A 24,415-nucleotide genomic window follows, 5' to 3' on the forward strand; every position below is an offset into this window, starting at 1 on the left:
CGGCTACCGCCGCCTCACCGTCCGGTACGAACGCAAGGGCTCCCACTTCCTCGCCTTCCTCGGCCTCGCGGCCGCCCTCACCTGCTACAAGAAACTCGCCAAGATCACCACGTGAGACATCCTCTTATGTGCACCGGCGGAGCATTCGAATTTGTCTATGAACCGGTAGAGGGACTCACCTTGCGCCGTGGGTAGAGGGGCTGCCGGGCTTGATTCCGGCGAGCTGCACGCTCAGCTGAAGACGATCACGCGCCCCGGTCCTCGCGCCCGACGACGCGAGCCGTACTTCGAGCTATTGATGAGCAGGCGGCGCAGCATCCGGGCGCCGATCATGGCTACGGCCAGGTCGACCTTTCCACGGCGGCGGTGAACTCCTGCTGCCTGCGGACATCTGCCATGTCCCACGCGATGGCGTGGCGATGCAGGCCTGTGGTGGTGGCGTGCAGCAGCCGGGATCCGTACCGCTCGGCCCATGTGCCGATGTACCGGTTCCAGTACCGGCTGCCGTCGCCGGCCTCGGTGTCCTCACCGGTTCCCGGGTCGGCGAAGAACGCCGACACCCGGTACCGGTCAAAGGTCTGGGCGACAATGCCGTCCACCTCGTCACGGGGAGCCGTCCAGAGCTTCACGCGTGGCGGGCGCTCCCACACCCCGAGGGTGACCACGTGCCCGTCGGCGACGTGGCAGCATGCGGGGTGTGTGCAGCCGGGTCGGTGGGTCGTCTTTCGAGGGGGGACGTCTCTTCGAGCCCCCTGTCAGCGCAGCGGTACGGTCAGCCGGGCGGGGTCGTCCGCCGGGGAGCTGAACGACAACCGGCTGCCCAGCGGGGTGTCGCTGCCGTACATCGGGTCCTTGGTGTCCAGCACCAGCGCCAGCCGGTGCCCTGCGGGCAGGTCGTACGCGGTGGCGAACAGCGAGAGGTCCAGCGGTACGGCCTGTCCCGGTGCGGCGGACCAGCTCTGCGGGGCGTGGCTGATCAACTTGCCGACGCCCAGAGCGTTCACATCGTAGAGGTAGGCGAACGCCGTGCTCTTGGGTGCGGACGAGGTGACCGTGGTGTGGAGCTTCACCTCCCCGCGGATGTGCTGGGTGTCGGAGTACGGCGACGACTGCCAGACCGCCGCGAAGGTGCGGGGAAGCAGCGGGACCTCCACGGTCGGCGGGATGCCGAGGAACTGGTCGACCCCGCCGGACAGTTCGACGATGCCGGAGTCGGCGCCGGAGTCGACGCCGCCCGTGATGGACGTCTGCCAGCCGGTGCCGGCCGTGCCGCTCAGCGTTCCGGTGCCGAGCAGGTTGGCGGGGCCGAGCCGCAGCGTCCGGCTGTGCGTGCTGATCGACTGCCAGTCGGGGTGGGTCTCCTGCCCTGCGCGCTCCCTGACCTGTAGTTGAACCTCGTGGTCGTCGGTGCTGTTGCCGTTCAGGTTCTTCAGGTGCTGGTCGAGCCAGGCGCGGCCGTCGTCCCAGGCCGGGTTCTTCAGGCCCAGCAGGCCGCCCAGCTCCTGGGTGGCGTGGTCACCGGGGCGCAGTTCGAGGCGCTTGGGGCCGGTGAGCTTCTGGTAGAAGGCGGCGACCTGGCTGGGGTTGAAGATGCTGTCGTTCCAGGCGTTGGCGATGAACACCGCGGTGTGGTGGGCGTTGATGCGGTCCACATAGGTGCTCGGGGAGCGGGTTCTGGCCCACTCGACGAGGTCCGGGATGTTCTGGTTGGTGAACAGCTCGCTGATCGCCTGGTGGGTCTCGGGGCTCTGGCGGCCGGTGGGTATCTGTACGGCGGTCAGGGCACCGGCAGCTCCGACGTGCCGGGTCTGTCCGCCGTAGAACGCGTTGACCAGGTCGCCCCAGGCGCTCATCGCGGCCACCGCCTTGACCCGCGGATCGAAGGCGGCGCCCAGCAACGACATTCCGGCACCCAGTGAAAGGCCGGTCATGCCGATGCGGTTCGGGTCGGCGGGGGTGTGGGCCAGCGTCCAGTCGATGACCGAGGAGATGTCGGAGACGTCCTTCGGCCCCGCGACGTCCACCTTTCCGCCGGAGAGCCAGAAGCCGCGCACGGTGTACGTGACGACGACATAGCCGTCGGCGGCCAGCTTGCGGCTCTGCGCCAGGTACTCGAGGTCGTTCTGCCCCCAGGAGGCGGGTTCCACGACCACCGGGTAGCGGCCGTGCGCGTCGGCGCCGGGAGTGCCGGGGGCGGGGGTGAGTACATCACCCTTGAGGACGGTGCCGTCCTTCATGGGTATGTCGACCAGCCGCAAGGACCCGGTGGAGCCGGCCGGGGCGGCGCGGTGTCCGGCCGGTGAGGCGGCGGACGCGGGGGTGGCGGCGAACGTCCCGGTGAGGGCAAGTGCAGTGGCCACAACCGTACTTGTCGTCCAGCGGCGGGCGCGGCGCTGGTTGCGGTTGTGGCGTTCTCGGGTGGGGCCGGATCGCGTCATCGATGTCCCATCGGACTCAGACCGTGGTGCCCCTGTGGCACGCGAACGGTACGGGAGCTGGGAGCCTAGGGGGGCGGAAGTGGTAGCGGTAAGTACGCGATCAGCCAAGTCTACTGACCGGTAACTGTTGCCGCGGACGCTGCCGTGGCTGTGGAGCCGTTCCCGCGCCATCCCCGCCGATCCCGGTCCTGGCGACTCTGTCGCCCGGACCGGCCAAAAGTGGCCGGTCCCTGGCCTGGCCCGCTGACCAGCGCGAATGCGATTGTTCAGGGACCGCCGCCGAGCGAGGAAGCGGTGCTCGCCCCCGGGGCGAGGCCAACCCAGGAAAGTGGGAACTCAGTGAAGATTTGTCTCCCTTCGGGACCGAGCGGGCCCGAAATATCCGGTCAGGACAGCAGCGCGACCAGACACCGCGCCTTACCGCGGCTGGCGGCCATCGTTGCCGCTGCCGTCGTGGCGATGACGACGGCCGTGCCGGCACAGGCACGGCCGGCCGCCGACCACGCCGATACCCAGGCAGTGCTCGACAGCTATCAAGTCAATGCCGGGCCGGGTGCGGCTGTCCACGCCGGTAACCGCGCCGGCTCGTGGGATCTGCACAGCGGGACCGCGGAAACCGGCGTCAAGCGGGCCATCGGGTCCAACGACCAGTTCCGCATCGGCAGCCAGACCAAGACATTCACCGCGGTCGTGGTTCTGCAACTGGTCGACGAGGGCAAGGTCGAGCTGGACGCCCCGATCGAGCGGTATCTGCCCGGCGTTGTCGCAGGCAACGGCTACGACGGCACCAAGATCTCGGTGCGGCAGATCCTGCAGCAGACCAGCGGCATCCCGGCGTACGAGCCGGTAACCGATGCGCCCCCCGCCAACCCGGACGGCTCCTACGCGCTGGATGCGCTGGTGCGGCAAGCACTGAAGCGCCCCCCGGCCTCCAAGCCCGGTACCGCCTGGCTGTACTCGAACGCCAACTACATGATCCTCGGCCTGCTCATCGAGAAAACCACCGGCGTCTCGGCGGCCCAGGCAATCACCGGCCGGATCATCCAGCCGCTCGGCCTGACCCGGACCGCCTACCCCCGTCCCGGCGACAGGAAGCTCGATGACCCGTATCTGCCCGGCTATTCCGGCGCCCGGGTGGGCCCGTTCTACCTCTGGACCAAATCGACCTTCTCCGTGGAGCTGTCCAAGTACGCCACGGCCGGAGCCATCGCCTCGACCGAAGAGAACATGACCACGTTCGAGCAGGCACTGGCCGACGGCAAGCTCGTGTCACCGGCGATGATGGCCCAGATGCGCACGACGGTGCCCATGCCCGGTTGGCCCGCCAATATGGGTTACGGCCTCGGGCTGTGGCGGCTCGACCTGTCCTGCGGCGGGCAGGCCTGGGGACATTTCGGCGACTTGACGAACGGTCACTCGTCCGGGACCTTCGCCACCGACGACGGCCGGCACGCGGCGATGGTGACCAACGGCTACCTCTTCCTGAGCAACGCAGGGGGGACGCCACGGGCCCAGGTGATCGACTCCGCGCTGTGCGGCACCCCGGTGGGCTGATCCACCGACCCGGTGGGGGTTTGCCTGCTCGGTGCCGGCCTGTGCACAGTCGGCCAACCCCCACTCGGCTGCACGGAGCGAACAGCGACCCGGTGGACCAGAACCACTCCGTCCCGGCGCGCCGCTCTCGCCGAGGCCCGGGCTGAATCCCCTCGTTCCCCTACCGAAGAGCGCGCAGCCCGGGGCGGAAACGGTCGACCAGGAACACCACGAGAGCCAGGGCGTAGAAGGCCAGGCCGAATGTCACGGCGTTGCCGAGCACGCCTGGGTAGCCGTGGAGGTCGACGTCGAGGAAGGGGTAGGGGTAGCGGCTCTCGGCGCCCGGGGAGAGGAGGGCACCGCGGCCGAGGGCGAAGGCGAAGTAGAACAGCGGATAGAGCAGCCACTGTGCGGCGAAGACGAATCCGAAGCGGGCCGGTGCGCTCAACAGCAGCCAGTCGAGCACGGCGGCGATGGGGGTGACCGTGTGGAGGAGCTGGTTCGCGATCGATTCCAGCGGAGTGCGATCGGCGGTCATGGAGAAGCCGCTGGACGCGTTGTCGAGCACGAAGTGGAAGACGAGGCCCGTGATGCAGATATAGAGGAGGGCCGCGCCGGTGAGCCTGGGGGACACGGCGGGCCGGGCGGACCAGGCACGACGGGCGGACCAGGCGAAGACGAACGCGATCAGGATGTTCGACTGGATCGTGAAATAGCTGAAGAGCCGTCCGAGATCGTGCGAGTCGATCATGTCGAAAGCGATGCCGGTCAGCGCGGCCAGCGAGACGAGGGCACGGAAGACCGCCGTGAAGGGACGGCGGTCCATCGGGACGACGGCCGCCGCCGGGACGGTCGCGGTGCCCACCGTGCCGATGCGGGAACTGGAGGAGGACGGGTCGATCATCCGTCTACCCTACGGGTGTGCCGGCGCGGGCTGTCCGGCCGCCGTGGGGGCGGCATGATCGAATCCGGTTGCGGAGCCCCGGCCGCCGAGCCGGCGAATACCACGTGGAGTGGGCTGTCGGCCAATACCCCGGGTGACTTTCATACCAGCGAGTGATCAGGAGTCACTCCCTGAGGTGACGTCAGGAGCCGCACCCACCGTCTAGCGTCTCAGGCATGACCAGAACCCGTCGGACGGCCATAGCCGCTGCTGCCGTGCTCGCTCTCGTCGTGCCGCTCCCGATCGCCGGAGCCGCATTCGCCGCCGCTCCCGCCACGCCCGTGGCCTCGCACCAGGCCGCCGTCAGCCCCCAACTGCCGCGTCCCACAGGCCCGCACGCCGTCGGTCGGAGCATGCTCCACCTCGTGGACAAGCACCGGCAGGACCCCTGGGTGCCGGCAGCGGGCCCGCGTCAGCTGATGGTGTCGATGTACTACCCCGCTCGTCCCCGCACCGGCGGGCCCGCGCCCTACATGACCGTCGACGAGGCCCGGGGCATGCTCAAGCAGGTGCCGCAGAGCACATTCCCGCCCGAGGCGCTGGCCGGCGCCCGTACCTGGTCGCACACCGACGCGCGCCCGGAGCACGGGCGGTTCCCGCTCGTCGTGCTCTCGCCCGGTTTTGGGATGCAGCGAGCCACCCTCACGGGTCTCGCCGAGGACATCGCCAGCCGCGGGTACGTCGTCGCGGTCGTCGACCACACCTACGAGAACGCGGGGGAGACCCTCCCCGACGGGCGGACCGTGGGCTGCGACCTCTGCGACAAGCTCCATGACCATGCGGCCGTGCCCGAGAGCCGGGCCAAGGACGTCTCCTTCGTGCTCGACCAGCTGACCGGTGCCCGTCCGGCCTGGCGGTACGCCCACCTGATCGACAAGAAGCGGATCGGCATGGCCGGGCACTCCGTCGGCGGTGACTCCGCCGCCACGACGATGGCCGCCGACAAGCGGGTGCGGGCGGGGGTGAACATGGACGGCACCTTCTGGGAGAAGCCCGCGGCCGCGGGGCTGGGCAACCGTCCGTTCCTGATGCTCGGCACCAAGAACTTCCACAGCGCAGGCACCAAGGACACGTCCTGGCCCGAGGCGTGGAAGGACCTGAAGGGCTGGAAGCGCTGGCTCACCGTCGCCGGCACCGAGCACCTCAGCTTCACCGACGTCCCCGTCCTCGCCGCTGCGGCGGACCTCCCCGTGCCCACGGGCGAGCTCCCCGCGCCGCGCTCGGAACAGCTCACCCGCGCGTACGTCGGGGCCTTCTTCGACCAGCAGCTGAAGGGCATCCACCAGAAGCTGCTGGACGGCCCCTCCAAGGCGAACCCGGAGGTGGAGTTCCAGCGCCCCTGAGCGCCGGATCAGTGGCCGCCGGAGGGGACGTCGCAGCCGGTGTGGTCGGGGTAGCCGCCGAAGGTGTCCACCTGGGCGGAGGCTTGGCTCATCGAGCCTTCCAGGCACATAGGGGAGGCATCGATGAGAAAGCCGACCCCGGTGGAGCCGTTCTGGTGCACCTGTACCTTCCCGGCGGCGTAGCCGAGGCCGGTGAGCTTGCCGCGGGTGCTCTTCTCGGTGAAGTCACCGCTCTTGCGCAGCGGTTCGAGCGCCCTCTTGATGCGCTTGGCGGCCGCGAGCCCGTCGCAACGGCTCCGGCCGTGCAACGGGATGGGAACCCTGAAGCCGTGGTTCTCGGCGTAGTGATCGGTGGGCGGCCCGGCCGGGCCCGAAGTGTCCGTGTTCGGGGGCGGCGTCGGCGTGGGGCTCTCGCCGGGGCACGGAAAGTCCACCGGCACGCTCGGCGGCGTCGCTGTCGCGGCTCGCGAAGGCCTGCCCGCGCCAACGGTGTCGTCTCCCGGATGCTCCGTTCCGCACCCTGCCGCCGCCAGCATGGCCAGCACTGCCACGGCCGGTATCCCGACCCGGGCACCAGTCGTCCTGATCTTCGTCATGCCCCGATCTTCCCCTGCCTCGTTGCAGGTGACATGAGTACGCGTACTCAAAGGGGCCTGGTGGACATCCTGACCTTGATGTCGCTCTCGCCGTGCCCGGCGATTTCGTACAGGCCCAGGCGCCGGTAGAGGGCTCGGGCCCGCTCGTTGACCACGAGGACGTCGAGGGTGAGGTCCTGGCCGCGGCGGTGGCCGTCCGCAGGCCGATGGCCGTCGGCCTGGGGGCGCGGTCGGTGCTCAGGGGCACGGTTTCCAGCCGAGGTGGTAGACGGTGGCCGAGCCGCCGTCCGCCGATTCCATCGTCATCCAGCTGTCGGTCGGGACGCTGGCCTCCACCCGGAGCTCGGTGTTGAGGTTGAGATTGCGCTGTTCGCCGCACGGGGCGTAGACGTGAATGCCGACATCGTCGTCGGACACCTGCCAGCTGCCGTCGTACGGTCCCGGGAAGCTCCGGTTCACGGAGACCGTCTGCGACGATCCCTGGAACCAGCGGTCGGCTCTCAGTATGCCCCTGGTCCCTTTCTCCAGATGGGCGTAGCCGCCGTAGTCCGCTCCCGTGATGGCGTATGTGTAGCCCTGCGGGGGCTGGACGGACAGGTTCATCTGGCAGTTCCTCCGGCCGTCCCCCGGCCGTGCGACCCATTGCTGCTGGAAGATCGTGAAAGCGGTGTTGTCCGGGCTGACGCCCACATTGGCCGAACCTGGCGGACAGCCCGTCCCGTTGACCGTCATCACGTCGATCACGAGTCTCCCCGGCGGGGGCCCGCCGCCCGCGGCGGTCGCCCCGGGCGACAGTACTCCGGCCGCGAGCGCCACGGCTGCGCCACCGATCATCACCGGCCTGAACATGGGTCCCTCCCGCTGGTCCGTGGGGCACTGGGCTCCATGCCAGCACCGGGCGCGGGGCATGTACAGGCCAGGTTGCGTCAGACCAGCGCGAGGTCCTTGGTCAGGGTGGCCATGTCGATGCCGTTGACCTCTCCCACCTCCTTGTACTCCTCCGACAGCACCGCCCACGCCTCGTCGCCGTAGGTGGCCCACCAGTCCCAGGCCATCCGCTGGACGGCACCCCAGGTGATCACGTAGAGCCAGTCCGCGTCATACCCCAGCAGCGGGATCGCGTGGCCGCCCTCGATCGGCTGGTCCTGCCAGCCCGGATCCAGCGTCCACGGCAGGGCTTCCGCGAACTGCTGCTGTGCGTTGGCCGGTACCTGGATGCCCGCGTAGACCCCGCCGAAGAGCGCGATGGTCTGCTGGATCGCGGTCCGGTCGTGGACGTTGACCGGTGCGTACGCCACGACACGGTTGTCCCACAGGCCTCCGTTCTGCCAGGACTTGAGCACCTGGGACTCGACCAGGCCGGAGTCCTGGCCGCCGGACAGCCGCAGGTACTCGTCGACGACCTGCTGCTCGGTGGGCACCGGGTTCGTCGCCTTGGTCTGGGCGTTCCAGGATTGGATCGCGTGCGCGGCGGCGGCCATGGTGCAGTCGCCGTAGCGATCGTTGCCGTCCATGGGCCAGTTGGAGACGTTCGTCGCCCAGTCCACGGCTGCCGGTGGCTCGGGCAGCGGGGCCTTCGCATAGGCGGTGAAGTCCTTCAACGCGACCGGAAACTGTGGACGGAGCTTTCCGTACCTTCCTGCGACACGTGCCATCACTGATCCCTCCTCTATCTCGGATATCTCAGAAATCGGGACAGTGGGCTTCACTTTCAGCGTATCGGCAAATATCCGACAAAGACACCCCTTTCGGCCGGTTACCCGCTGGTTGGCGCCGCGAAGACAGCGCTGAAGGCCGCTCGTACCGGGGAGTCGGTGCGGCGGTCCAGGACGGCGAACACGATCCGCCCGAAGCGGTCCGCGAACCGGCCCCGGCCCGTGAGGTGACCGGCGAACGCGGCGGCCACGTGCGCCGGTTCGTTGCGGAAGACCCCGCAGCCCCAGGCGCCGAGCACCAGTTGGGGGTAGCCATGCGCGGCGGCCGCCTCCAGCACCCGGCCCGCGCGTGCCTCCAGGGCCGCCGGGATGCGCGCGGTCTCTCCCGGCGTGCGCTGCGCGATCACACCGGCGTTGGGGGCCGCGCAGGTCAGGAAGCCTGCCTCACAAGGGGATTCGAGAAGGGTGTCGTGGTCGTCGCGGAAGACGGGTACGCCGGGGGAGTGGATCACGCGGTCGCTGTAGAACGGACTGGGGGCGGCCCGGTGCGCGGCGTAGAACTCCGGGACCTCGCGCAGGCAGGCGTACAACGCCGAGCCGCGGCACAGGGATTCCTCCTGTGCCTGGGCACCCCGCAGATAACCCCCGCCGGGATTGCGGGCGGAGGCGAAGTTCAGCGCCGCCACCGGGCCGTCCGACGCCAGCCGGCGAACGGCTCCCAGGCTGCCTTCGTCGGTCACTTCGAAGACCGTCTTCCGTGCCGGGCCCTGCCGCTCCGGTACGGTCACCGGCCGCGGTCCGTACAGCCGGGTTCCCTGCCGTGCCCGGGCGATCGCCCCGGCGAGGTCCACCGGGCGGCCCCCGGGCGTGGTGTACGCTCCGGCCGCGACGATCTCTTCGGTCTCCCGCGCGATCTCGCGCAACCGCGTGCTCATGTTGTTGTGCCTCGTGCTGTCGTGCCTCGTGCGCTCGTGCTGGGTCACGAGCGCCGAGCCTACGACCCGTCACCACGCCGTGGCGAAGGGTTTTGCGCGGGCCACCGCCGCCGAGAGGGTGGCCGCGTCCCGCCACACGGGCGAAGGACCGGTGCGGCCCCTTGCCGCGTCACCGCGGTGCGCGGTGCTCTGACGCGGCACCCATGCCCCAGGAGGCACATTCGATGTCCGTACGCACCACCGTGACCACCACCGTGACCGCCGGCGCGCTGCTCGGCCTGACCTTGTCCCCGGCGGTGGCCGACGGACAGGAGCAGCAGGGACAGCTCTTCCTCACCGTCTCGGGGGCGCGGCACACCTGGATCCGGGGTGTGCAGCTGATCTGCCCCGGCTCCCGGCCGCGCACTCACCATCCGCATGCCGGCGAGGCCTGTGTGAGCCTCGCCGGGGTCCAGGGCAGGCCGGAAGCGCTGGTCGGCGAGCGCCGCGTGTGCACCCGCGAGGACGACCCGGTCACGGCCACCGCCGACGGCGACTGGCGCGGGGCGCCCGTGCATTGGCGGAAGGACTTCCCCAACGCGTGCGAGCTCGACGCGGCGACCGGCCCCGTCTTCCGCTTCTAGCGAGCCCCTCACGTGTCCCGGGCCACCAGGGCGCCTATGGTCGCCAGCCCCAGCACCACCCACGCGAACCACAGCCACGCATTGCTGCCCATGGCCACCGTATAGGCGGTCACCAGGACCAGTCCGCCGACGGTCAGCCATGCCATCGCCTTCGCCGAGCCGTGCATCCCGCACCTCCTCACGGCGGTCCCGACGCATATACCCGCACATATGCGCGGACCGGGGGGAGGAGACCATCGTCTCCTGGCCGCGGTCCTTGCCGCCACCGCTTCAGGGGGCGGAGAGAATCACCGGCCGCGCGCCTGGAGCGAGGCCAAGTACGCGTTGTAGGCGGCCAGCTCCTTGTCGCCGTCCCGATCCGCCGCGCGGTCGGAACGCTTCGCCTGCCGCTGCTCGGAGCGGTACCACTGGTACACCAGCGCCAGCAGCACCACCACCGACGGGATCTCGCTGAACGCCCAGGCGATGCCGCCGCCCGCCTTCTGGTCGTCGAGCGCGTCGATGCCGAGCGAGGCCATCGGGTGCTTGTACGTGCCGATCATCGGCTCCGACGCCATCATCAGCGAGATGCCGAAGAACGCGTGGAACGGCATACCGGCGAACAGTTCCAGCATCCGCATCACGTAACCCGGCCGGTGCGGGCCCGGGTCCACGCCCATGATCGGCCAGAAGAACACCAGGCCCACCGCCAGGAAGTGGACCATCATCGCGATGTGCCCCGCCCTGCTCTCCATCAGGAAGTCGAAGAGCGGCGTGAAGTAGAGGGCGTACAGGCTCGCGATGAACATCGGGATCGTGAACGCCGCGTGCGTGATGATCCGCATGTAGCGGCTGTGCAGCAGCGCGACCAGCAGCTCGCGCGGCCCCTTGCGCCCCCGCCCGGCCGCCGGCAGGGCCCGCAGCGTCAGTGTCATCGGCGCACCCAGCAGGAGCAGGATCGGGGACAGCATGCTGATCACCATGTGCTGGACCATGTGCACGCTGAACATGACCATGCCGTAGTCGTTCAGCTTGGTGCACATCACCAGCCAGATCGTCACGATGCCGGTGACCCACGCCACCACCCGGCCGATCGGCCACTTGTCCCCGCGCCGCCACAGCCGCACCACGCCCCAGCCGTACAGCGCGAGTCCCAGCAGGCAGCCGGTCATGAAGAACGGGTCGCCGCTGAACTCCAGGCCCCGCGCCAGCGTGAACGGCGGCATGTCCATCATCATCATGCCGTGATGCCCGCTGTGATCCATCCACTCTCTCCCAATTCGGACCAATGCGCCGGGACCAGAGTAGAGGCGCCCCCGGCCGGTGCCGATGCCGGGGGCGCCTTGAGTGACCAGCTCACAGCAGTTGTCAGCTCACAGCGGTGATCGGCTCACAGCACGCACTCCGCCTCGGCGTACCGCTCCCACGGCACCGTCTTCAGCCGCTCGACCGCCTCGGCCAGCGGCACCAGCGTGATGTCGGTACCGCGCAGCGCGGTCATCATCCCGAACGCCCCGCGGTGCGCGGCCTCCACCGCGTGCCAGCCGAAGCGCGTCGCCAGCACCCGGTCGTACGCCGTGGGCGTACCGCCGCGCTGGACATGGCCGAGGATCACCGGACGCGCCTCCTTGCCGAGGCGCCGCTCCAGCTCGACGGCCAGCTGACGGGCCACACCGGTGAACCGCTCGTGCCCGTACACGTCCGTACCGCCGCTCTCGAAGGCCATCGAGCCCTCGCGCGGCTTGGCCCCCTCCGCGACCACCACGATCGCGAAGCGCTTGCCCGCCTCGAAACGCTTGCCGACGACCGCGGTCAGCTCGTCGATGTCGAAGGGACGTTCCGGCACGACGATGGCGTGCGCCCCGGCGGCCATGCCCGACTGCAGGGCGATCCAGCCCGTATGGCGGCCCATCACCTCGACGATCAGGACCCGCTGATGGGACTCGGCCGTCGTCTTGAGCCGGTCGAGGGCCTCCGTCGCGACGCCCACCGCGGTGTCGAAGCCGAAGGTCACATCGGTGGACGCGATGTCGTTGTCGATGGTCTTCGGCACCCCCACGATGGGCAGCCCCGCGTCCGACAGCAGTCGCGCCGCCTTGAGCGTGCCCTCGCCGCCGATCGGGATGACGGCGTCCAGGCCGAGCTCCGCGGCATTGGCCTTGGCCCGCTCGACGCCTTCCCGCAGCTGCGCGGGCTGTACCCGGGACGAGCCCAGGACGGTGCCGCCGGTGGCCAGGATGCCGGCCACCGCCTCCAGGTCCAGCGGGCGGTGGTCGCTCTCCAGCAGACCGCGCCAGCCGTCGCGGAAGCCGATGACCTCGTCACCGTGGTCGACGACCGCGCGGTGCACGACGGATCTGATGACGGCGTTGAGACCGGGGCAGTCGCCGCCGGAGGTGAGTACACCGATGCGCATGGCAGGGGAACCTTCACAACAGGGCCGGAGACCGGACCCCGTCGTCCGGCTGGATCCCCGCCACCCTACTAAGCCGGGGCGGCGGGGAGCGTCAGCGTTCCGCTATGCGGGCTGGGACGCCGCCGCGATGCGCTCGTTGCGCAGCGCCTCGTACCAGCGGTCGTCGACCGGCGGCAGGGCGTTGACGTCCAGCGCCAGCTTCAGCAGCATGTCCGCGATCAGCGGATTGCGTGCCATGACCGGACCGTGCATGTACGTACCGAAAACGGTGTCGTTGTACGCGCCCTCGGTGCCGTCACCCGTGCCGTTGCCGTTGCCGAAGCGCACCCGCGCGAACGGGCGGGCGTTCGGGCCGACGTGGGTCACGCCCTGGTGGTTCTCGAAGCCGGTCAGCGGCGGCAGCCCCAGCCGGTCGTCGATGTCGGCCAGCACGTCGCCGACGCAGCGCTCGTTCTCGCCGCGCGTGCTGACCACGTCCAGCAGGCCCAGACCCTGCTCGCGCTGGCCCAGGTCGTTGATGAACTCGTGGCCCAGGATCTGGTAGCCGGCGCACACCGAGAAGACGATCGCGCCGTTGGCGACCGCGCGGTTCAGGCCGCCGTCCCGGCGCAGCCGCTCGGCGGCCAGCCGCTGCGGCCGGTCCTCGCCGCCGCCGATCAGGTAGATGTCACCGGAGGTCGGGATCTGCTGGTCGGACCGGACGTCCAGGCGCTGGACGTCCAGCCGGCGCTGGTGCGCCCGCCGCTCCAGGACCAGGACATTGCCCTGGTCGCCGTAGGTGCTGAGCAGGTCGGGATAGACCCACACCACACGCAGACTGTTCTGGCTCATGCTCGCAATTCTCCTGGCTTCAGTTGCCGACGCGGCGGCGGAGATCCTGGAACGCCGTGTAGTTGGCGATGACCTCGATCCGCCCGGGCGGGGCGGCCTGCACGGCCTCGTCCACGGTGTCGCACACCCGGAAGTCCAGGCCCGCGACCTCGAGCCGCACCGCGAGGTCGAGCCTGCGGTCGCCGATGACGAAGATCGGGTGGCCGGCGAGGCGGGTGTAGTCCACGTCCCACAGCCACGAGGTGTCGGTGCCGTCCGCGCCCCGCGCGTTCACCGACAGCAGCACCGGGGCGGGCGGGCCGTCGATCAGCGAGAACGTCTCGAGCCAGCCGGCCGGGTTCTTCGCGAGCAGCAGCCGCAGCTCCCGGCCCTCGAAGGTCACCACGTCATAGCGCCCGGCGACCGCCTGGACCTGGTACATCCGCTCCAGCGCCACCTGCGGCGGCACCCCGAAGGTCGCGGCCACGGCGGCGGACGTGGTGGCGTTCGCCTTGTTCGCCCGGCCCGGCAGCTGCAGGTGGATCGGCCACGCGGACCCGTGCGGGTCCAGCACGTAGTCGCCCGACAGCGCCCAGCTCGGGGTGGGCCGGCGGAAACCGCACTCGCCGCAGAACCAGTCGTCGCCCGGGCGCTGCATCACACCGCCGCACGACGGGCAGGACCAGGCGTCGTCCTTCCATTCCTGGCCGGCCGCCACCCACACCACATTGGGCGAGGAGGAGGCGGCCCACACGATCAGCGGGTCGTCCGCGTTCGCGATCACCACGGCCTTGGTGCCGGTCAGCCCCTCGCGCCACTTCTCGGCCAGCATGCGGGTCTCCGCGGCGCGGTCCAGCTGATCGCGCGAGAGGTTCAGCAGCGCTATGGCCTTCGGGTTCACGTCCCGGGCGACACCCGCCAGGTACTTCTCGTCCACCTCGATCACGCCGTAGCGCGCGTCCGAGCCACCGGCCAGGGCGGAGGTGATGCCCGCGGGCATGTTCGCGCCCAGCGCGTTGGACACCACCGGTCCGCTGGCGCGCAGTGCCTCGGCGATGAGGCGGGTCGTGGTCGTCTTGCCGTTGGTGGCCGAGACCAGGACCACGTCGAGGTGCGTGGCCAACCGGGCCAAAAGGTCCGGGTCCAGCTTGAGGGCGACCTTGCCGCCGATCACCGATCCGCTGCCTCGCCCCGCAGCTCGCGACACCGCCGCCGCGGCCCGGCCGGCCGTCACGGCCAGCTTGGCTCGCGGCGACAGCGGCCCAGAGTTGCCTGCCATCGTCCTAGATCCTCCTTGCATCCACCGCCGCGCCTGAATCCCTGGTCCGTACGCCGGCCCGCCCCCTTCGCGCCGAACCGCCGGCCAGGAGGCTTCGGTCGGGGATCAGCCTATCGAGGTCCGGCAGTGGGCCCGAACCTGCCACCGTCGGAACGTAGGGTTGTCGGTATGCGAAGAGGCTCGATTCCCGGCAGTTCCGGACTCGTGCGGCCCGTGCGGCTGCTCGGTGACCCGGTGCTCGGCGCACCCTGCGAGGAGGTCACCGCGTTTGACGCGGACCTCGCCGAGCTCGTGGAGTCGATGTTCGCCACGATGTACGCGGCGAACGGAGTGGGGCTCGCCGCCAACCAGATCGGTGTCCCGCTGCGGGTGTTCGTCTACGACTGCCCCGACGACGAGGACCGCCGCCATCTCGGACACATCGTCAACCCGCGCCTCGTGGAGACCGGGGGTGTCACCGTCCGCGGGCCCGAGGGCTGTCTGTCCCTGCCCGGTCTGGAAGCGGGCACGCCGAGGTCCGACGAGGCCGTGGTCGAGGGCTTCCGGGCCGACGGCTCACCGGTGCGCGTCAGCGGCACCGGGTTCTTCGCCCGGTGCCTCCAGCACGAGTGCGACCACCTCGACGGAGGCCTGTACGTCGACAAGCTCACCGGACTGCGCCGCCGCCGCGTCCTGAAGGCGGCGCGGCGCGCACCCTGGGCAGCGGACGCCGGGGACTAGGGGGGTGGCCGATGGGTCGGTGCGGGCCCTCCCGGGCTCAGAACTCCGGCCCGTCCGCCCGGTTGCCCGCGGTGGCCAGCCGGCCCCACAGCAGGTCCGTGAGATGCCGCACCAACTGCTCGCGGGGGCAGGGGCGTTCGCGCAGCCACCAGTCGCCGGCGGCGTGCATCATGCCGACGACCCCGTGCCCCCAGACCCGGGCGGCCTCCTCGCCGTCCGGCCCCAGGTCGACCCGTTCGGCGATCACCAGGGCCAGTTCCTCGCCGAGGCGGCGCAGCAGCGGCGCGGAGTGCCGGCCCACGTCGAAGCCCTGGTCCGGGGACTGGCTCTCCTCGGCCGGGTGCATCAGGAACCGGTACACCTGGGGCCGCGCCTCGATGGCCGCCAGATAGACGTCCAGGGTCTGCTCGACCCGTGCCCGCCGCTCGCTGGACGCGTCCAGCGAGGCGCGCAGCCCGGCCAGCAGTGCGTCGGTGTGCCGTACGGCGAGCGCCCGGTACAGGCCGCCCTTGTCGCCGAAATGGCGATAGAGAATCGGCTTGGTGATGCCCGCCTCGGCGGCGATGGCGTTCATCGACGCGCCCGGTCCGTCCCGCAGCACCACCCGGTCCGCGGCCTCCAGCAGCTCCTTGCGGCGCCGTTCGGTCGTCCGCTGCTGGTCTTCTCTTTGGTTGGTCTCCACCATCGCCTCCCCGCCCCTGTGTTCACGTAGCGCTTGCGCAACGTAACACCCTCATGCCGGGGAGGAGTCGTAGGGGGAGGGGGAGTTGACAGTCGCTACTGGCGGGTAACACACTCGCGTTACCGCACGTAAGGGTGATCGGGGAGGGTCCGTGACCGAGTTCGTGATGGAGCTGAACGACGATCAGAAGGCCGTCCGCGACTGGATCCACGGCTTCGCCGCCGACGTCATGCGGCCCGCCGCCGCGGAGTGGGACGAGCGCGAGGAGTTCCCCTGGCCGGTGGTCCGGGAAGCGGCCAAGATCGGCTTGTATTCGCTGGACTTCTACGCCCAGCAGTTCTTCGACCCCACCGGCCTCGGGATCCCGCTCGCCCTCGAGGAGCTCTTCTGGGGCGACGCCGGCCTCGGGCTCGCGATCGCCGGTACCGCGCTGGCCGCGGTCGGCGTCCTCACCAACGGGACCGACGAGCAGATCGGCACCTGGATACCGCAGATGTACGGCGACGTGAACGACGTGAAGGTGGCCGCCTTCTGTTCGTCCGAGCCCGACGCGGGCTCGGACGTCTCGGCCATGCGCACCCGCGCCGCCTACGACGAGGCCAAGGACGAATGGGTGCTGAACGGCACCAAGACCTGGGCCACCAACGGCGGCATCGCCAACGTCCACGTCGTCGTCGCCGTCGTGGACCCCGAGCTCGGCGCGCGGGGCCACGCGTCGTTCATCGTCCCGCCGGGCACGCCCGGGCTCTCGCAGGGGCAGAAGTTCAAGAAGCACGGCATCCGCGCCTCCCACACCGCCGAGGTCGTCCTCGACGGGGTGCGGGTCCCCGGTCACTGCCTCCTCGGCGGCAAGGAGAAGCTCGACGAACGGCTGGCCCGCGCCCGCGAGGGCCGGACCGCGAGAAATGCCGCGATGGCCACCTTCGAGGCGTCCCGGCCGGCCGTCGGCGCCCAGGCGGTCGGCATCGCCCGCGCCGCCTACGAGGTGGCCCTCGACTACGCCAAGACCCGCGTCCAGTTCGGCCGCCCGATCATCGAGAACCAGGGCGTCGCCTTCCAGCTCGCCGACATGCGCACCCGCATCGACGCGGCCCGGCTGCTGGTCTGGCGCGCCTCCTGGATGGCCGTCGCGGGCAAGCCCTTCACAGCGGCGGAGGGCTCCATGTCCAAGCTCTTCGCGGGCGAGACCGCCAAGACGGTCACGGCCCAGGCCATGCAGATCCTCGGCGGCAACGGCTACACACGCGAATACCCGGTGGAGCGGATGCACCGCGATGCCGCGATTTACACCATTTTCGAAGGCACGAGCGAGATCCAGCGGCTGGTGATCGCGCGGGCGCTGTCGGGGATGCCGATCCGGTAGGGGATGCGCAGGTGAGCGCGGTCGTGGCCGGTCATGCGGGGGCTTCCGCCTCGCAGGCCCTGGGGGACGGAAACCGGCCCCCAGCCGCTTCTGGGAGAATTTTGGGAGATCGCTTTCGGCGGGAAGAGTGTGGCGCGGGGTAAGGGCCGAACTCGCGCCGATCGATCACCGGCTTCCATGCCTCTTCCCACAGGGACTGCAGGTAGTCGGCGATCATCAGCTCCATGCCGAGCGTGACGTGCAAGTACGTCCCCTCGACGCCAGGAAGCTCATGCCCCAGCCGGGCCTCCACGGCAACCCTCGGGAGGTTGCCTTCGTCGAGCCACGTCTTGTGGCTATGGCGCAGACCGTGTGGGGTGAGCCCTGCCACGCCGAGCACTGGGCGTACACCGACCCGGGCTTTGGCGCCGCGGACCACATCGCGGGGTGCTCTGCCTTCGACCATCGGGTGGAAGGTGTCGGTGTACCAGTCGCCACCGCGCAGCAGTGCGGCCTCCCTTCGGCGCGGTGAACACCCACTCCGAGGTCGGCCGCCAGCCCATCAACTGCTTGATGAGCGTGGCCAGGAAGGGAGGGATGATCAGGCCGCGCCCCGAGTCGTACTTATTGTCGATCTCGGCGAAGACGCCATTGATGTACTGGCTCTGCTGTGTTGTGTGGATGCGTGCACCTGCGCCACTGTCCTTGAGAGACAGTTGGTCGCGGTGCAGGCCGGCGGCTTCGCCGATGCGGAGCCCGGTGTAGGCGGTGGTAATCACCAGCGCGTACTCGTTGAGGCCGTGCATCGTGAGCCCATTGCGAGCGATCAGCAAGGCCTGCCGCGGAGTGGCTATGACCTTGTTGGTCTTGGGCTTTGGCTTGTACTTACCGTGCCTCCCGCTCCTACGCGAAGCCACTGGGTTGTCACCACGCAGCTGCTCAGTGACGGCGTCGTCCAGCATCGTGCGGAAGGTAGTGAAGCAGCCCAACTTCCTCCAGGGAGAGCGGAGTTCACGCCTTCGGGCATAGATCAGCCACGAGACATGCTCCACGAGCTCATGTGGGATGTCGAGCATGGAAGGATACGGAACCAACGAAGCCCCCCGGCCGTCGGCGTGTTGAGTGAGATCACCACACCAACGACGAGAGGCTTCGCCATGTCACCCATCCTGACCAGCCCTTTTCGCTCCCAGCCCACAGGATGAAAAAGGTTCACTGGGGGTGTCGGTGTGAAACCCCTCCGGTATCGCTAATTCCAGAGCCAGTACTGGTAGGCGTTGGTGTGGTCGTTGCTGCATGGGTAGGCAATTGCGTTTCCGGTCTGGCCGCCGTCCAGGCACTTGGTGGAGTCATGCACCCACCGGAAGACGTAGTACGTCTGGCCATTGATGTTCTTCGCGGCTTCCTTCGTCCAGTGCTGGTAGTCGCCGCCGTTGCACGGGCCTTCCCCGTTGTTGCTGCCTACGCCAGGGTCGATGCAATTGCCGGAATTTGTCTGAAACTGATAGTAGTTCGCTCCTGCAGGGGATATGTCGCGCCACCACTGGGCCCCGGAGCCGTTGCAGGGCCAGGTGCTCATGTAGTCGCCAGCATCGAGACATTGCTGCTTCGCCTCATTGAACATCGTGCCGTTCTTCCACGCGGCATTGGCTGTGCCGCTCTGTGCCATGACAAAGAGGGCCAATGGTGCAACTACGCCAGCGATGACTCGCAGCACCATCGCCCTGGCTCTCTGCATGTTCCGGAACATTTTGTCCCTTTCTGCAGCTGCACGTGGCTCAGGATGCGCCGATAGGCATCCTGATCTAGCGGATCGCCTCGGAACGTAGATGCGCATCCAGCCCTGGTCAACCATTCGAATGTAAGTGGAATCTGCTCATTCGATTGAGTTCCCGCAGTAGAGACCTTCGCGGTACCGCCTGGCCTGACATAAGATTGCCCTAAACATCTCATGTGAGTGTGATTGATCACGCCTGTCTCTGACTTGGGGCGTGGTGAGGGCACGGTGTTCGGCCCAGCGGCCGTACAGCAGGGCTGCGGTGGTGTTACTGAACCTTTTTCATCCTGTGGGCTGGGAGCGAAAAGGGCTGGTCAGGATGGGTGACATGGCGAAGCCTCTCGTCGTTGGTGTGGTGATCTCACTCAACACGCCGACGGCCGGGGGGCTTCGTTGGTTCCGTATCCTTCCATGCTCGACATCCCACATGAGCTCGTGGAGCATGTCTCGTGGCTAATCTATGCCCGAAGGCGTGAACTCCGCTCTCCCTGGAGGAAGTTGGGCTGCTTCAAGCAAGCCCTGCTCGCACTGGCCCACCTGCGGAAGAACGAGACGTGCGCGCAGCTAGGAGCCGGGTTCGGGGTCTCGGAGGCGACCGCCAGGCGCTACGTCGAGGAGACCGCAGAGGTCCTGGCCGCATGGGCGCCGGTTCTGCGTGAGGCCCTGGTGGGCCTGGGTGAGGGCGACTTCGTCATCGTTGACGGCACGTTGATTCCCATCGACCGGATCAAAGCGGATGAGCCGTACTACTCGCAGAAGCACCGGAAGCACGGCAGTGGTTCTCCCGAGCGGTGCCCGGCCGGACTCATGACCTCACCGCGGCCCGCGCCCACGGCATCGTCCAGGCCTGCCTCACCCGGCAGATCCTGGTTCTGGTCGACCGGGCCTACCAAGGTGCCGGCGCCACCGTGCGCACCCCGTATTACCACCACCGCATCCAGCCGCCGCACTACCACCGGTTCAACCGTGTGCATGCCCGATTCCGCGCTCCGGGCGAACGCGCCTTCGCCCGCCTCAAGTCCTGGCGCATCCTCCGCAGAGCCAGATGTTCCACCAACCGCATCGGACGCATCGTGGACGCCATCCACACCCTCCTCACCTGCAGTTATTCAGGATGAAAGAGGTTCAGTAAGGGCTTTCTCGATGTGGTCCGCGTCTTGTCACAGGCCTTGGCCAGCTGATTGCACGCGGCCACCAGGTTTGCCACAAGGGTTTCATCTTCCTGTGCCCTATCCGGAGGGTCGCTGAAATCGACCGTGCTCTTGAAGTACTGGTCGAACGCCATGGCCGCCTCGCCGGCATGCGCCCTGTTCGCCGTTCTGGCATACGTCTGTGCGTCACCGAGGAACCGGTGCGTCAACTGACTGGCGTGACGCCATGATCGCGCGATTGTACGGACCTTGTCTGGGTCTCCCCGGTAGCGGTTGCCGCCGCCCGGTGCGTACTGGTCGTACCAAGCCGTATCGCCCACAATGTCCGGTAGATGATGGCCCAGGCCCAGGAACGACTGCGTACATTCCTCTGTCGGGTCACCCATGCCCGCAGTCGCGTCGTCTTGCTGAGCCATGAAGCTCGCGGCAATCGCGCTGTCGGTCGCGATGGTCTCGCGAGCGGTGCGCATGAGTGCCTTGCCGCTGCCGCCGAAGATGTAGGCGCTGAACCCAATCTGGTTCAGCGTGGTGGTCGCGGCAGGCTTGTACACTCTCGCGAACGCGTGGCCGGCATCATCGTCACCAGCCATCCCCTTCTGCTGGGACAACTCTGACCCCAGTGCGATAGCGGTGTCCCGCGCGGCCTTCATGACAGTGTCGGCCAGCCCCATGGACGCCTTGATCATCCCAGAGGGGATCATGCCCATACGGTCAGTCACTCGTACTCCTCCCCTAAGCGCATCCATCTGTTCTATCGCAGCGCGCCATGAGGTGGCAGTGGAGGGGAAGGCAGGGGGTGTAGGGCCGATCCTGAAGCTGCGTCAGCGGCGTACCGCGTTCCTGATCCGTTGCATGGACTGCCAGCCAATCTGGCGAATGTTGTGCAGAGTCTCTTCGTCGGTAGCGCGTAACTGATCCAGAGTGGTGATGTCCTGCCGGACCAGAGCATTGGACAGCCTGTGCCCGGTGCAGTCGTGGCCGAGTAGGTCCCGCAACTGCCCCTCGGGAGTTCCGGGGTCACATCGTGCGTTGCATGAGGGTCGCCTTTCCTGCGGGATGGGTTGCGTCGGCGCTTCCTCTACGTTCACGCTTTCGCTTGACACAGCGTGTTCTGCCTCGGCAGCAGTTGCGGCTGCAACCGCAGCGGCGAACGGGACATGCCCGTTCAGCGACGGTCCGAGGGCTGTCCCTTCACTATGCAGGCCCGGCAGTGTCGCCACGACCGCGACCGTTCCGGTCTGTTCACTGCGCACGGCAATCACGGTCCATCGACCGAGAGGAGTGCCAGCCACGGCTCAGGTCCTTCTCTGTGAGATCTGTCGCGCTTAGTGTCCCGCCTGACGGTTCTGCTGGCGGACCGAACGCCAAAACGGCCTTCTGGCCACGCTGACTTGTACGGTGACCACGAGAACGACCGGGCAGGCCGGATCTGGAGCTCACAGCGCCGAGCAGGGAGCTGGCCAGGGTGCTACCTGCGCAGGATGCCCTGGACGGTGCCCAGTGAGGTGCCGACCCGGGTCGCGATCTTCCGAGCTCATGGCTTGAACGGGCGCCTCCGAGCTGGCAATCCGCTCCACTTCGTCGAGTGGCTCTGTACACGAGAACAGGATCTGGTCCGCTTCTTGTGGTCGTCTACGCAGCGTGGCTCGATTGACGGGCGCGCCGCGGTGCCGCACGAGCCAGCCTGGCCCGCTGTACGAGGGATGTAGCGGCCCTCTCCCACTCGGGATACGCGAAAGCGAACCCGGCTGTGCGCAGCCGGCCCGGCACCACCCGGCGGCTCTTGAGCAGCAGCTCCGTGTCCGAGCGCAGCGCGAATGCCCCCAGCTCGGCCATCCAGCGCGTCGCCGGCAGCCCCACCGGGACGCCCCAGGCCGTGCGCAGCGCTCGCATGAAGTCGCGGTGCGGGAGGGGGGTGGGCGAGGCGAGGTTGACCGGCCCCTCGAGGTCGTCCTGGGCGATCAGGAATTCCACCGCCCGCACGAAGTCCTCGTCGTGGATCCAGGAGACGTACTGCGCGCCGCCAGCCACTGGGCCGCCCAGCCCGAGTCGCGCCAGCCGCGACAGTACGTCGAACACACCGCCCCGGTCCGGGCTCATGACCATCGCCGAGCGCAGCGCCACCTTGCGCGTCGCGGGAGTCCGCGCCTCGGCCTGGGCCCGCTCCCAGTTCTTCGCGATCTCGACGCTGTATGCCCAGTAGTCCGGCACCCCGGCTTCCGAGCCTCCGATCACCCCGGTCGTCTCGTCGTGTGCCGCGTCGAAGCGGTGGGCGTAGACCGTCGCCGTACTCATCTGCAGCCACACACGCGGCGGCCGCGCGGCAGCGGCGATCGCCTCACCCACCACCCGCGCCGAATCCACCCGCGAATCCATCATCGCCTGCAGATTCTGGGCGGTGTAACGACAGGAGACGCTACGCCCGGCCAGGTTGATCACGACATCGCAGCCGTCGATCGCCGCGGCCCAGCGGCCGAGTGTGACCCCGTTCCATCCGATGTCGTGCGCCCGCACGGGACGCCGGGTCACCACCGTGACCTCGTGACCGGCCGCCGTCAGCGCACGATCGAGAATCCTGCCCACCTGTCCGGTTCCCCCGGGCAGCACTACCTTCATCGAACCCCCTCGGCTTCGCTCGACAACACCGTAACTCTTCTTTTTGAACACGTTCAACTCGGGAGTTCGGTGCACGTCAGGGCGAGGCGGCCGACACAGGCGGGCGGATTGGCGTTCACTTTGGTGTGCGAGTCGGTCAAGGCATCCGCGGGTGGCCGCCGTGCGGCCGGAAGCTCCATCTGTCGGCATGGGCGTCGCAACGGTGAGAGCGAACGGGTCACCGGCCCTGTGCGAGGTCAACCAGCCGGTGCATCCATGCTGGTGGCAGTGCCGGATTGGCTGCGGCGGCGCACGCGCTGCGCGGTAGCGTGAGACGCCGCAGCAACTCACCGGCGGGGAGCCTCGGATCCCGTACCGCCCACACTCCCACCTCCGGATCGTCGGCCAGCCGCAGCGGCAACTCCGGCCCGGCCTCCGGGCCGTCCAACGCGGCATATCGCAGCCGGGGATTGGGATCGTCCGCAAAACGGGCCAGACCTGGCCGGGCGAAGTTGCGATGATTGCGCAGGGCTGACCAGTTCCGGTCCTGCGCCGTGGCGTACAGCTCCACCAGCAGCTCGTGCGGCGCGTCCCGGCAGTGCTCACAAAGGTAGCGCCGCACCCAGGGGTCCTCGTCCGCGGCCAACCGCGCCACCACGTCGGACGGCAGGTGCGGCTGCCTGGCCAGTGCCCGTCGCAGTCCGACATGCGCCGAGGCGGCGATCCGCCGCGCCGCATCGGGCTCCCCTGCCCGCTCCTGGACCCAGGACGGCCACGGGCCATGACCCATCACCGTGTACACGATCGAGACCCGCTGCTCCTCGGTCAGGTCCTCCCGCATCGACAGGGCCAGCCGGACCATGTCCTCGGGGTCCTCGGCGAGCCGGAGCGCCGTCGCGAGCGGCACCGCGGGATCACCGGCAGCCTTCCGCCGGACGTGCCCGTCCGCGTGCACCACCCGGTCCTCGGCTGTCAGCACCCCTGGTTCTTCCGCAACGCGGAACAGCATGGAGATCTTCTCGCGCACCTGCACAGAGGGATCATTGAGCAACCGCTCCTGTATCGGCTGCGCCAGCCGTTCCCACAGCTCCGGGCTCAGCACCGCGGCCCGTACACCGGAATCCTCGTCCCCCAGGAGCCGGTCCTGCACGGCAGGAGGTAGCCCCCGATAGGGGCTAATTATGCGTCTGACCTTCGGGTCTGTGTCCTCTGCCAGTATCTCCAGCACCCCTGCCGGAATCCGACGCCCGAAGTCGGTGAGCAGCGCCGCGTACGCGAACCTGACCCGGGGCTCCGCATCGCACGCGAGTCGCGCCAGCACATCGACATCCGCAGTCGGATTCTCCACGACATCCAGACGGTGCTGCATCCGCGACGACGCCACCGCGACAGCAGTCGCCTCGGCATCGAGCTCCCGCCAGCGGAGCGGGGACGCCGGCAGCTCCTCGAACTCCAACAGCCGCTGCAACACCGCCCCCGGCAAAGCCGGATTGCACGCCAGCCCGCACAGCCACTCCCGTGCTACGTCCTCATCCGTACTGGCCCGCTTGAGGGCCGCATCCACCCCGTGCATCCGACCATTCTCTACCGCTCAACAG

General features: G+C 68.8%; 24 protein-coding genes and 3 pseudogenes. 7 read left to right on the forward strand and 20 right to left on the reverse strand.

What is annotated here, in order from left to right:
- Window positions 1–115 (forward strand): annotated as a pseudogene (locus ACV530_RS18540) (IS5/IS1182 family transposase); the annotation flags it as partial.
- 220 nt (window positions 116–335) lie between these two features.
- Here the strand turns inward: ACV530_RS18540 and ACV530_RS18545 are convergent.
- Together ACV530_RS18545 and ACV530_RS18550 are read right to left on the reverse strand one after the other, a co-directional pair.
- On the reverse strand, window positions 336–629 hold the full coding sequence (locus tag ACV530_RS18545) for a hypothetical protein (protein WP_494333635.1): 294 nt from the start codon (window positions 627–629) through the stop codon (window positions 336–338).
- Window positions 630–755: 126 nt separating this feature from the next.
- Window positions 756–2,438 (reverse strand): CocE/NonD family hydrolase, encoded by a 1,683-nt coding sequence (locus ACV530_RS18550; RefSeq protein ID WP_494333636.1) that lies wholly within the window; start codon window positions 2,436–2,438, stop codon window positions 756–758.
- 459 nt (window positions 2,439–2,897) lie between these two features.
- On the opposite strand from ACV530_RS18550, the gene ACV530_RS18555 reads away from it, so the two are divergent.
- A complete protein-coding gene (locus tag ACV530_RS18555) occupies window positions 2,898–3,992 on the forward strand; it encodes a serine hydrolase domain-containing protein (protein ID WP_494333637.1) in 1,095 nt (364 codons plus the stop codon).
- A 160-nt stretch (window positions 3,993–4,152) separates the two neighbouring features.
- Here the strand turns inward: ACV530_RS18555 and ACV530_RS18560 are convergent, their stop codons facing one another.
- Entirely contained in the window at window positions 4,153–4,875 is a 723-nt protein-coding gene (locus tag ACV530_RS18560; RefSeq protein ID WP_494333638.1) for a Pr6Pr family membrane protein, read from the reverse strand.
- A gap of 215 nt (window positions 4,876–5,090) precedes the next feature.
- Between ACV530_RS18560 and ACV530_RS18565 the strand changes: the two genes are divergently transcribed.
- Complete coding sequence (locus ACV530_RS18565; protein WP_494333639.1) at window positions 5,091–6,257, forward strand: alpha/beta hydrolase family protein; 1,167 nt, start codon at window positions 5,091–5,093, stop codon at window positions 6,255–6,257.
- A gap of 8 nt (window positions 6,258–6,265) precedes the next feature.
- On the opposite strand, the gene ACV530_RS18570 is transcribed toward ACV530_RS18565, so the two are convergent.
- The 4 genes from ACV530_RS18570 to ACV530_RS18585 form a co-directional block, all read right to left on the reverse strand.
- A complete protein-coding gene (locus tag ACV530_RS18570; protein ID WP_494333640.1) occupies window positions 6,266–6,853 on the reverse strand; it encodes a hypothetical protein in 588 nt (195 codons plus the stop codon).
- Window positions 6,854–7,090: 237 nt separating this feature from the next.
- Window positions 7,091–7,702 (reverse strand): DUF4360 domain-containing protein, encoded by a 612-nt coding sequence (locus tag ACV530_RS18575; protein WP_494333641.1) that lies wholly within the window; start codon window positions 7,700–7,702, stop codon window positions 7,091–7,093.
- Between the two features lie 77 nt (window positions 7,703–7,779).
- Window positions 7,780–8,508 (reverse strand): hypothetical protein, encoded by a 729-nt coding sequence (locus ACV530_RS18580; RefSeq protein WP_494333642.1) that lies wholly within the window; start codon window positions 8,506–8,508, stop codon window positions 7,780–7,782.
- Between the two features lie 101 nt (window positions 8,509–8,609).
- On the reverse strand, window positions 8,610–9,443 hold the full coding sequence (locus ACV530_RS18585; protein WP_494333643.1) for a TIGR02452 family protein: 834 nt from the start codon (window positions 9,441–9,443) through the stop codon (window positions 8,610–8,612).
- Window positions 9,444–9,667: 224 nt separating this feature from the next.
- Here ACV530_RS18585 and ACV530_RS18590 point away from each other — a divergent pair, with 224 nt between their 5' ends.
- On the forward strand, window positions 9,668–10,066 hold the full coding sequence (locus ACV530_RS18590) for an SSI family serine proteinase inhibitor (RefSeq protein ID WP_494333644.1): 399 nt from the start codon (window positions 9,668–9,670) through the stop codon (window positions 10,064–10,066).
- Window positions 10,067–10,074: 8 nt separating this feature from the next.
- Here the strand turns inward: ACV530_RS18590 and ACV530_RS18595 are convergent, their stop codons facing one another.
- The 5 genes from ACV530_RS18595 to ACV530_RS18615 form a co-directional block, all read right to left on the reverse strand.
- Entirely contained in the window at window positions 10,075–10,233 is a 159-nt protein-coding gene (locus tag ACV530_RS18595; protein ID WP_494333645.1) for a hypothetical protein, read from the reverse strand.
- A gap of 120 nt (window positions 10,234–10,353) precedes the next feature.
- Complete coding sequence (locus tag ACV530_RS18600; protein WP_494333646.1) at window positions 10,354–11,310, reverse strand: cytochrome c oxidase assembly protein; 957 nt, start codon at window positions 11,308–11,310, stop codon at window positions 10,354–10,356.
- A gap of 125 nt (window positions 11,311–11,435) precedes the next feature.
- Window positions 11,436–12,461, reverse strand: coding sequence for a 6-phosphofructokinase (locus ACV530_RS18605; RefSeq protein ID WP_494333647.1), 1,026 nt, complete (start codon window positions 12,459–12,461; stop codon window positions 11,436–11,438).
- 102 nt (window positions 12,462–12,563) lie between these two features.
- The gene (locus ACV530_RS18610; protein WP_494333648.1) at window positions 12,564–13,292 is read right to left on the reverse strand and encodes a type 1 glutamine amidotransferase; all 729 of its coding nucleotides are present in this window, start codon (window positions 13,290–13,292) and stop codon (window positions 12,564–12,566) included.
- Between the two features lie 19 nt (window positions 13,293–13,311).
- Window positions 13,312–14,550 carry a Mur ligase family protein gene (locus tag ACV530_RS18615; protein WP_494333649.1) on the reverse strand — a complete coding sequence of 413 codons (1,239 nt, stop codon included), beginning with the start codon at window positions 14,548–14,550 and terminating at the stop codon, window positions 13,312–13,314.
- A gap of 168 nt (window positions 14,551–14,718) precedes the next feature.
- Between ACV530_RS18615 and def the strand changes: the two genes are divergently transcribed.
- Complete coding sequence (def, locus tag ACV530_RS18620; protein WP_494333650.1) at window positions 14,719–15,270, forward strand: peptide deformylase; 552 nt, start codon at window positions 14,719–14,721, stop codon at window positions 15,268–15,270.
- A 37-nt stretch (window positions 15,271–15,307) separates the two neighbouring features.
- Here def and ACV530_RS18625 read toward each other — a convergent pair whose 3' ends face one another.
- Window positions 15,308–15,955, reverse strand: coding sequence for a TetR/AcrR family transcriptional regulator (locus ACV530_RS18625; protein WP_494333651.1), 648 nt, complete (start codon window positions 15,953–15,955; stop codon window positions 15,308–15,310).
- 163 nt (window positions 15,956–16,118) lie between these two features.
- Here ACV530_RS18625 and ACV530_RS18630 point away from each other — a divergent pair, with 163 nt between their 5' ends.
- Window positions 16,119–17,315, forward strand: coding sequence for an acyl-CoA dehydrogenase family protein (locus ACV530_RS18630; protein ID WP_494333795.1), 1,197 nt, complete (start codon window positions 16,119–16,121; stop codon window positions 17,313–17,315).
- 335 nt (window positions 17,316–17,650) lie between these two features.
- Here the strand turns inward: ACV530_RS18630 and ACV530_RS18635 are convergent, their stop codons facing one another.
- The 3 genes and pseudogenes from ACV530_RS18635 to ACV530_RS18645 form a co-directional block, all read right to left on the reverse strand.
- Window positions 17,651–18,256 (reverse strand): site-specific integrase, encoded by a 606-nt coding sequence (locus tag ACV530_RS18635; RefSeq protein WP_494333802.1) that lies wholly within the window; start codon window positions 18,254–18,256, stop codon window positions 17,651–17,653.
- Between the two features lie 15 nt (window positions 18,257–18,271).
- A pseudogene (locus tag ACV530_RS18640) lies at window positions 18,272–18,429 on the reverse strand (IS5/IS1182 family transposase); the annotation flags it as partial.
- A 114-nt stretch (window positions 18,430–18,543) separates the two neighbouring features.
- Window positions 18,544–19,014 carry an RICIN domain-containing protein gene (locus ACV530_RS18645; protein WP_494333652.1) on the reverse strand — a complete coding sequence of 157 codons (471 nt, stop codon included), beginning with the start codon at window positions 19,012–19,014 and terminating at the stop codon, window positions 18,544–18,546.
- A gap of 409 nt (window positions 19,015–19,423) precedes the next feature.
- Here ACV530_RS18645 and ACV530_RS18650 point away from each other — a divergent pair.
- A pseudogene (locus ACV530_RS18650) lies at window positions 19,424–20,189 on the forward strand (transposase family protein).
- Here ACV530_RS18650 and ACV530_RS18655 read toward each other — a convergent pair.
- From ACV530_RS18655 to ACV530_RS18670, 4 genes are all read right to left on the reverse strand, one after another.
- Window positions 20,177–20,941, reverse strand: coding sequence for a WXG100-like domain-containing protein (locus ACV530_RS18655; protein ID WP_494333653.1), 765 nt, complete (start codon window positions 20,939–20,941; stop codon window positions 20,177–20,179). The pseudogene ACV530_RS18650 and the gene ACV530_RS18655 overlap by 13 nt on opposite strands.
- Before the next feature lie 102 nt (window positions 20,942–21,043).
- On the reverse strand, window positions 21,044–21,514 hold the full coding sequence (locus ACV530_RS18660) for a DNA-directed RNA polymerase subunit alpha C-terminal domain-containing protein (RefSeq protein WP_494333654.1): 471 nt from the start codon (window positions 21,512–21,514) through the stop codon (window positions 21,044–21,046).
- Between the two features lie 340 nt (window positions 21,515–21,854).
- The gene (locus tag ACV530_RS18665) at window positions 21,855–22,838 is read right to left on the reverse strand and encodes a TIGR01777 family oxidoreductase (RefSeq protein ID WP_494333655.1); all 984 of its coding nucleotides are present in this window, start codon (window positions 22,836–22,838) and stop codon (window positions 21,855–21,857) included.
- Between the two features lie 217 nt (window positions 22,839–23,055).
- Window positions 23,056–24,390: a hypothetical protein gene (locus ACV530_RS18670; protein WP_494333656.1), complete on the reverse strand. Its 1,335-nt coding sequence runs from the start codon at window positions 24,388–24,390 to the stop codon at window positions 23,056–23,058.
- Window positions 24,391–24,415 lie beyond the last annotated feature (25 nt).

The organism is Streptomyces sp. SX-6 (genome assembly GCF_059089585.1).

Coding starts and splice junctions, on each gene's coding strand:
- ACV530_RS18550 (WP_494333636.1), bottom strand. CDS start 2,438: ATGACGCGATCCGGCCCCACCCGAGAACGCCACAACCGCAACCAGCGC.
- ACV530_RS18555 (WP_494333637.1), top strand. CDS start 2,898: ATGACGACGGCCGTGCCGGCACAGGCACGGCCGGCCGCCGACCACGCC.
- ACV530_RS18560 (WP_494333638.1), bottom strand. CDS start 4,875: ATGATCGACCCGTCCTCCTCCAGTTCCCGCATCGGCACGGTGGGCACC.
- ACV530_RS18565 (WP_494333639.1), top strand. CDS start 5,091: ATGACCAGAACCCGTCGGACGGCCATAGCCGCTGCTGCCGTGCTCGCT.
- ACV530_RS18570 (WP_494333640.1), bottom strand. CDS start 6,853: ATGACGAAGATCAGGACGACTGGTGCCCGGGTCGGGATACCGGCCGTG.
- ACV530_RS18575 (WP_494333641.1), bottom strand. CDS start 7,702: ATGTTCAGGCCGGTGATGATCGGTGGCGCAGCCGTGGCGCTCGCGGCC.
- ACV530_RS18580 (WP_494333642.1), bottom strand. CDS start 8,508: ATGGCACGTGTCGCAGGAAGGTACGGAAAGCTCCGTCCACAGTTTCCG.
- ACV530_RS18585 (WP_494333643.1), bottom strand. CDS start 9,443: ATGAGCACGCGGTTGCGCGAGATCGCGCGGGAGACCGAAGAGATCGTC.
- ACV530_RS18590 (WP_494333644.1), top strand. CDS start 9,668: ATGTCCGTACGCACCACCGTGACCACCACCGTGACCGCCGGCGCGCTG.
- ACV530_RS18595 (WP_494333645.1), bottom strand. CDS start 10,233: ATGCACGGCTCGGCGAAGGCGATGGCATGGCTGACCGTCGGCGGACTG.
- ACV530_RS18600 (WP_494333646.1), bottom strand. CDS start 11,310: ATGGATCACAGCGGGCATCACGGCATGATGATGATGGACATGCCGCCG.
- ACV530_RS18605 (WP_494333647.1), bottom strand. CDS start 12,461: ATGCGCATCGGTGTACTCACCTCCGGCGGCGACTGCCCCGGTCTCAAC.
- ACV530_RS18610 (WP_494333648.1), bottom strand. CDS start 13,292: ATGAGCCAGAACAGTCTGCGTGTGGTGTGGGTCTATCCCGACCTGCTC.
- ACV530_RS18615 (WP_494333649.1), bottom strand. CDS start 14,550: ATGGCAGGCAACTCTGGGCCGCTGTCGCCGCGAGCCAAGCTGGCCGTG.
- def (WP_494333650.1), top strand. CDS start 14,719: ATGCGAAGAGGCTCGATTCCCGGCAGTTCCGGACTCGTGCGGCCCGTG.
- ACV530_RS18625 (WP_494333651.1), bottom strand. CDS start 15,955: ATGGTGGAGACCAACCAAAGAGAAGACCAGCAGCGGACGACCGAACGG.
- ACV530_RS18630 (WP_494333795.1), top strand. CDS start 16,119: ATGGAGCTGAACGACGATCAGAAGGCCGTCCGCGACTGGATCCACGGC.
- ACV530_RS18635 (WP_494333802.1), bottom strand. CDS start 18,256: ATGCTGGACGACGCCGTCACTGAGCAGCTGCGTGGTGACAACCCAGTG.
- ACV530_RS18645 (WP_494333652.1), bottom strand. CDS start 19,014: ATGGTGCTGCGAGTCATCGCTGGCGTAGTTGCACCATTGGCCCTCTTT.
- ACV530_RS18665 (WP_494333655.1), bottom strand. CDS start 22,838: ATGAAGGTAGTGCTGCCCGGGGGAACCGGACAGGTGGGCAGGATTCTC.
- ACV530_RS18670 (WP_494333656.1), bottom strand. CDS start 24,390: ATGCACGGGGTGGATGCGGCCCTCAAGCGGGCCAGTACGGATGAGGAC.